This window comes from Candidatus Magnetaquicoccus inordinatus (genome assembly GCF_004217665.1).
Taxonomy (GTDB): Bacteria; Pseudomonadota; Magnetococcia; order Magnetococcales; family Magnetaquicoccaceae; genus Magnetaquicoccus; species Magnetaquicoccus inordinatus.
Genome location: NZ_RXIU01000122.1, coordinates 5,606 through 10,518, shown reverse-complemented (window position 1 = coordinate 10,518; position 4,913 = coordinate 5,606). Strand labels below are relative to the sequence as shown.

Here is a 4,913-nt window from a genome sequence, read left to right as displayed (position 1 = left end):
GCGGACGCCCGACATGCACAGTTTCGCTTGTGGCAACAGTGAGGAAATTGGCAAATGCGCTTGCCCTGGTGACTGCTTCAGGACAAGCGCATTGGCACATGTTTGCTCCGTTGCCACCCACACAACTGTGCATATCACCCCCTGCATGGAGGGGAGAGACATCCACTTTTACCATTCCATCAGATGATGGATGGCATCGGCAAGGAGATCTCCACCTGCAGACCGCCCAGGGCAGGTGAACGGGCAAACTGCAACCGCCCACCATAATGCTCCACTGTCTCGCGCACCACAGCCAACCCCAAGCCATGGCCCGGTCGACTCTCATCGATACGCACCCCGCGTCCGGCCAAACGCTCTATCTCCTCCTCTTCAACCCCTGGTCCATCATCCTCGACGCGGATATTAAACTGCTGCTCCAACTCTTCCAAGGTCACACCGATTCGTCCTTGGGCCCATTTGAAGGCATTATCCAGCAAATTGCCAAAGATTTCGGTCATATCTTCTTGATCAAAAGGCAGCAACATCCCTGGAGAAAAATCCAGCTCTACCTCAATATTTTTCTGAAAATTGATATTTTTCAAGGTACGCACCAGATCACCCAAAGATTGTTTGGGACAAAAGAGGGTTCCCGACAAAGCATGGTCTGCCAAACGGGCACGGCGCAACTCCCGTTCAATCAGTTCATGCAGAGAGGCCAAACGCTCCTCCAATTCGCCACGCAGCCTGGTATCCTCTGTCGGCAGCGAATGACGCAGCATCTGACTCAAGGTGGCCAACGGGCTTTTCAAGGCATGGGCCAGATTGGCGATGGTAGAGCGCGAACGCACCAATCGCTGTTCGGTACGCAATAACAATCGATTGATCTGATCGACAATCTTTTCCATTTCTGGCGGCACATCGCTGCTTAATTTATTGACTTGCCCCATCTCCAACTGTACCACATTGTGCTGTATCTTTTGGATCGGCGACATGGCCTGTTGCACCGCCCCATAATGGGCCAACAGCAAAATCGCCAACAAGCCAAGGGATAAAAGCGTATAGAGCCATTGAAAATCCTGACGATTTTTTTCAAACGGCGTCAGATCTTCGGCAACAGCAATCAATAAACTCTGTTCACGCAAGGGAATGGCACGAACCACTGCCAACAATTTTTGCCCTTTTGGACCGGGAATGATCATCCGGGTTTGTTGGCCGATCATCACCTCAGGAATATGCAGAATAAAATCACCCAAAGAAAGTGAACGCAAAATCTGTTTTTGCTGCATACCTTGCAGAGAAATTTGATAATAATAGCCAGAAAAAGAAAAATGAAACAGTGCATCGACCTGTTTGGTATCCAAGATAATCCCGTCTGCCTCGTCAAAATTTACTTCTGCAAGGATACTGGAAATCTCCAGTTCGATACGTTGTTCCAGATAGCGTGCGGTCAACTCCTGCACAGCAGCACTCACCACCCACCATAAGAGGACAAACATCAACAACAGCGAGGCCGCCAAGGTCCATAACAACTTGGCTTTGATCGAACGCATCCCCTTCATGAGAGTGCTTCCGGTGTAAAGCGATAGCCCTGCCAGCGCAGGGTACGAAACAGATCTTTCCCCAATTTTTTCCGCAAATGGTTGATATAGACCTCGATAACATTATGATCGGTCACCCGGTCAAAATCATATAATGCCTCCATCAACACCTCCTTGGAGTGGATTCTTTCCGGGGCCAGCATAAAGATGCGCAGCAGGCGAAACTCCATGGCGGTCAAAGAGACCTCATCAGCGGTGGGGGTGATCACCAACTGTCGTGCCTCATCCAAATGATAGCCCCCTACCGACAACCTTCCCTGCACACGGTTGTGACAACGATAAATGACCGCTTTGAGACGCGCCAACAACTCTTCGATATGGAACGGTTTGCCCAAATAGTCATCAGCACCGGCATCAATCCCCTCCACACGCTCTTTCCAGGTATTGCGTGCCGTCAAAACAATCACCGGAACAATATTGCCGCGACGTCGCCAATTTTTCAAAAGTGTCAGCCCAGACTTTTCCGGCAAGCCTAAATCGAGTATGATGGCATGGTAGAGAGTTTCATTGGCCATCGCTTCGCCCAGAGCTCCGTTGTGTACCATATCCACAGCATAATTGGCCTGTTCCAAATCCCGCTTCAAATGGTTGGCCAACACCTGGTCATCCTCAACAATCAAGAGACGCATGTTTGATCCACTCCTGGAGTATTCGCAGAAGAAAAAATGCACGCTCTTCAGCTTGATTTCAGCTTCATTAACTATTATACCGTCATAAACCGCATTATGGCGGTATACCATCCACACATGCAACGAGGTTATACGAAACCGTATGGAAACTGTATTATGGCTTAAACTGTTATTAATTTTATTTTTGATTCTGGGGAACGCCTATTTTGTGGGTGCCGAGGTGGCCATCACGGGCGCCAGACGCAGTAAAATACGCAACCTGGCTGAACAAGGTAACCGTGCAGCCGCCCGGGTGCAACGCCTGCATCAAGAGCCGGAACGCTTTTATTCGGTCACCCAGATTGGTATCACCTTGGTCTCTTTGGCTCTGGGTGCCCTGGGCATGGATACGCTGGCACAAATCATGGAGCCCTGGTTTACAGCCCTCTTTGGCCTGTTTTCCAGCAGCAACGATTTGGCCCAATTGGCAAAACTGATCAACTATCTGGTAGCCTTTGCCATCATCTCCTTTTTGCACGTGGTGGGTGGCGAGCTGGCACCCAAAATCCTGGCCTTTCACAGAGCCGAGCCAATGGCCATGGCGGTCGCCTGGTCGGTGGATATGCAATACTATTTCTGGACTCCCGTGATCTGGGCCATGAAACATGCCTCCAACTTTCTGCTCTGGTGCGTGGGCCAAGGCAGTCTGGTCGGAGCCCATGGCGAACATTTTAATATGACCCACGAAGAGATTCGTACCATCATCACCGCCAGTGAGGATGCCGGTATCTTCAACCCAGAAGATTCCAAAATGATCCATAGCGTGATGGATTTTGGAGGTCGGACGGTTCGGACCGCCATGGTGCCACGTACCGATATTTTGGCCTTTACCCGCGAAACCACCTTGGCCCAGGCGCTGACTAAATTTCGTGAGGCACCGCATGCCCGCTATCCGGTCTATGCAGGCAATCTGGACAATATCACCGGCTATGTGGCGATGAAGGAGCTGTTGGGAGCCCTCGCTGATACACGGGAAAATCAAAATTTGGATCAAACCATCGCCGAATATGTCAACCCGGTCTATATCGTCCCCAACAGTAAAATGATGAGCGATCTGCTCAAAGAGTTCAAATCGACTCGCCAGCAGATGGCTGTGGTCATCGATGAATATGGTGGCACAGAGGGTATCATCACCCTGGAGGATATTTTGGAGCAGATTGTCGGTGAATATGAAGATGAGTTTACCACCAATACCAGACGCTTCCGAAAACTCGATGATGGACGCTTCATGATCGATGCCTCAATGCGCATGATGGAATTGGAGTCCCTGCTCAATTATGAATTTCCGCATGATACCGATTTTGTCACCATTGGCGGCTTGATCTACCAATCTTTGGGCCACATTCCCAAAATGAACGAAACAATCACCATTGAAAGCGCAGAGTTGAAGGTCGTTGGCATGGATAACCATCGCATCACCATGGTGGAGTTTCGCCATATTGAAAAAGTGTTACCCACCGTCACAGAATCGGCGCAACCACATCACCAACCAAACGAAGAGGAGAATATAAAATGAGTGTGAGTTTAAGCAAAGGTGGCAATGTCTCTTTGAGCAAAGAGGCTCCCGGTCTGGTGGAAGTGGCCGTAGGTTTGGGTTGGGATGTGCGCCGCACCGATGGTTCGGACTTTGATATCGATGCCTCGGCCTTTGTCCTCAGCGAACAGGGCAAGGTGCGTTCCGATGTTGATTTCATCTTCTACAACAATAAAAAATCAAGCTGCGGACATGTCGAACATATGGGTGACAATCGTACCGGGGCTGGCGAAGGGGATGATGAGGTCGTGCGCATCAAACTGGCTGCCCTGGGCAGTGACATCCAAAAAATTGTGCTCGCCGTTACCATCCATGAAGGGGAGGCCAAAAAACAAAATTTTGGCCAAATCCAGAATGCCTTCATCCGGGTAGTCAACACCGCCGACCAGTCGGTGATCGCCCGTTATGATCTCTCCGAGGATGCCTCCACAGAAACAGCCATGATCTTTGGCGAAATTTATCGCCACAATACGGAATGGAAATTTCGTGCTGTCGGACAAGGTTTTGCTGGTGGCCTGGCCCCCTTGGCTCGTCATTTTGGCGTCGATGCTTGATTGTCGTGGAGAAAGGAGTAAGAATGGGCATTAATCTGAGTAAAGGACAAAAAATCAGCCTGAACAAGGAGTCGGGACAACCCTTGCAACAGGTGGTCATGGGCTTGGGTTGGGATATTGTAAAAAAATCGGGCGGCTTGTTGAGCTTTTTCAGCAGCAATAATGAAATCGACCTGGATGCCTCCTGTTTGTTGTTTGATCAAAACAACCAGATTGTGGATGCTGTCTGGTTCCAGCAGTTGCACAGCCGCGATGGCTCCATTCAGCATACCGGTGATAATGTCACCGGTGCTGGAGAGGGCGACGATGAACAGATTCTGGTCAATCTGGCCATGGTTCCGCAAGGGGTCAAATTTTTGGTTTTTGTGGTCAACAGCTTTACCGGGCATACATTTGACCGGGTGCAAAATGCCTATTGCCGCCTGGTGGACCGCAGTACACAACAGGAGGTAGCGCGCTATCAGCTCAACAGCCAAGGCCCCCATACAGCAATGATCATGGCCAAACTCTACCGCCATGCCGGAGAGTGGAAAATGCACGCCATCGGCGAAAATGGGCGCGGCAAAACCTTCCATGAGAT

General features: G+C 50.2%; 5 protein-coding genes. 3 read left to right on the top strand and 2 right to left on the bottom strand.

Features of this window, described 5'->3' with window-relative positions; genetic code table 11:
• Window positions 1–179 precede the first annotated feature (179 nt).
• Window positions 180–1,538, bottom strand: a complete 1,359-nt coding sequence (locus tag EJP87_RS09965; protein WP_130471720.1) for a sensor histidine kinase — start codon at window positions 1,536–1,538, stop codon at window positions 180–182.
• Window positions 1,535–2,206, bottom strand: coding sequence for a response regulator (locus tag EJP87_RS09960; RefSeq protein WP_130471719.1), 672 nt, complete (start codon window positions 2,204–2,206; stop codon window positions 1,535–1,537). Before EJP87_RS09960 ends, EJP87_RS09965 begins: the two co-directional genes overlap by 4 nt.
• Window positions 2,207–2,348: 142 nt before the next feature.
• Here EJP87_RS09960 and EJP87_RS09955 point away from each other — a divergent pair, with 142 nt between their 5' ends.
• From EJP87_RS09955 to EJP87_RS09945, 3 genes are all read left to right on the top strand, one after another.
• The gene (locus tag EJP87_RS09955; RefSeq protein WP_130471718.1) at window positions 2,349–3,761 is read left to right on the top strand and encodes a hemolysin family protein; all 1,413 of its coding nucleotides are present in this window, start codon (window positions 2,349–2,351) and stop codon (window positions 3,759–3,761) included.
• Window positions 3,758–4,333, top strand: coding sequence for a TerD family protein (locus EJP87_RS09950; protein WP_130471717.1), 576 nt, complete (start codon window positions 3,758–3,760; stop codon window positions 4,331–4,333). The genes EJP87_RS09955 and EJP87_RS09950 overlap by 4 nt, the downstream gene beginning before the upstream one ends.
• Before the next feature lie 23 nt (window positions 4,334–4,356).
• Window positions 4,357–4,913, top strand: a 557-nt coding sequence (locus EJP87_RS09945; RefSeq protein WP_193771282.1) for a TerD family protein, incomplete at its 3' end; no start/stop codon positions are given.

Excerpts from the sequence above, each read along its gene's own strand:
- EJP87_RS09950 (WP_130471717.1), top strand. The coding sequence starts at position 3,758 with ATGAGTGTGAGTTTAAGCAAAGGTGGCAATGTCTCTTTGAGCAAAGAG.
- EJP87_RS09960 (WP_130471719.1), bottom strand. The coding sequence starts at position 2,206 with ATGCGTCTCTTGATTGTTGAGGATGACCAGGTGTTGGCCAACCATTTG.
- EJP87_RS09965 (WP_130471720.1), bottom strand. The coding sequence starts at position 1,538 with ATGAAGGGGATGCGTTCGATCAAAGCCAAGTTGTTATGGACCTTGGCG.
- EJP87_RS09955 (WP_130471718.1), top strand. The coding sequence starts at position 2,349 with ATGGAAACTGTATTATGGCTTAAACTGTTATTAATTTTATTTTTGATT.